The organism is Moorena sp. SIO3H5, from assembly GCF_010692395.1.
Lineage (GTDB): Bacteria > Cyanobacteriota > Cyanobacteriia > Cyanobacteriales > Coleofasciculaceae > Moorena.
This window is the reverse complement of the sequence record NZ_JAAHHS010000732.1, coordinates 1-1,653: the sequence shown is the minus strand read 5'-3', so window position 1 is coordinate 1,653 and position 1,653 is coordinate 1. Positions and strand designations below refer to the sequence as shown.

At 43.3% G+C, this 1,653-nt stretch carries 1 protein-coding gene; it reads right to left on the bottom strand.

Annotated elements, in window-relative coordinates; all coding sequences use genetic code 11:
• Positions 1-561 precede the first annotated feature (561 nt).
• Complete coding sequence (locus F6K52_RS36030) at positions 562-1,248, bottom strand: carbonic anhydrase (protein WP_293089972.1); 687 nt, start codon at positions 1,246-1,248, stop codon at positions 562-564.
• Positions 1,249-1,653: the final 405 nt, after the last annotated feature.

The window sequence follows — 1,653 nt, the reverse complement described above, 5'->3', positions numbered from 1 at the left end:
CCGCTTTTTAATTGACCCGTCGCGACTAATACCGAAATAACCAAAGATATAGCAATCGAAGTAAAGCTTAAGACATATTTCTGCTCCCTGCTCCCTACTCCCTGCTCCCTACTCCCCTTAACCCATTACCCATGACTAAAAGAACCGTAAAATTGCTCAATGTTCCCAATTAGGCTATTCAACTAATTCCGCAATTATACGGTTATCGTAATCCTCAAATAGCTTTTACTATAGTGATATCTAAACCGAAATCTCGGGACTATAATAGAGGCTGTTATAGCCGAGCTAGTTTCGGATATTGTGTTGACTAACGTTCAAAAGACGGTAGGACAATAACTAGTCCAACGGGAATAAGCTATCAGGGCATCTACACATAGGGTTGCAAATAAGTTGTTGTAAACTAAGAAGCTGATTTAACTTTTGGCTGTAAACTGTTGACGACTTATAGACAACAGTTTACCAGAGGCTAAGAGTAAAAATGATGCTAATTGGATTATAGCACCTCTAAGCAGGGTAGCATCTACTTTTTTTTTCGCTTATTATTATCACTTAGTTTCGAGTTTATTCCGGAGAACCTTTATAAATTCTTGCTTGCTGCTGAGGTGTTATCCATGCTCCTCTTGAAAACTGGGCTTGAGGGGGTACAAACTGCTTTTGCAGTGGACTATATTCCAGAACCTCTCCCGTTTCTATCTTATAGACCCAGCCATGAAGCCGAATTTCCTCACTTCTGAGTCGAGATTGAATAACTGGGTAAGTACGTAAATTTTGTAGCTGGTTAAGGACGTTTTCCTCAACCGCCCCATTCAGAAGTTCATCACCTTCATAGTCTTGATAGTGTTCTTTGATAATCCGGCGAGTAGCTTCGGCATGCTTGAGCCATTGGTAAACGGCTGGCATGTCCTCTTCTAGCTTGTCGATTTTCAGTAAACCTTTCATCGCTCCACAGCGATAGTGACCGCATACGATAATTTCATTAATGCCTAAGGCATAAATAGCATACTCTACTGCTGCTGGTTCACCGCCATTGCTTGCCCCATAAGGCGGTATGATATTCCCGGCATTGCGGATAATGAACATTTCACCAGGCTCAGTTTGAGTAATCAGACTCGGGTCAATTCGAGAATCTGAACAGGTAATGAATAGTACCCTGGGATGCTGCCCGTGAGACAGTAACTCAAATAGGTCTCGGTGGGTCTGGAAGTAATTGGTCTGGAATCGATGCAGACCTTGAATCAACTGCTTCATTTCAGGTTTACAGCTAGATGCTCGCGTATTGGGATCTTAATTATTTTATAAGGAATAGCCCTCTTAATTGACTTTCAGGTTTGTATTTCGGTCAGCTATCAGTTATCAGCTATCATTTATCAGCTTTCAGCTTTCAGCCATCAGCTTACAGCTAAAGGCTAACCGCTGAACGCGCACGCGTGCGCGTAGCGCATAGGCTTACCAGGTAAGTATTGGTTTAATCTGTGTTACTTCTGCTGACGGCACCTAAAGTAGCGTGAGCTTTTAGCTGACGGCTGACCGCTGAATGCTGAATGCTGAAGGCTGACCGCTGACGGCTGACCGCTGACCGCTGAATGCTGATAGTATTGATCGAATGGATACGGAGAGGGAGGGATTCGAACCCTCGTTAAAGTTGCCCCTAAA

Coding starts and splice junctions, on each gene's coding strand:
- F6K52_RS36030 (WP_293089972.1), bottom strand. CDS start 1,248: ATGAAGCAGTTGATTCAAGGTCTGCATCGATTCCAGACCAATTACTTC.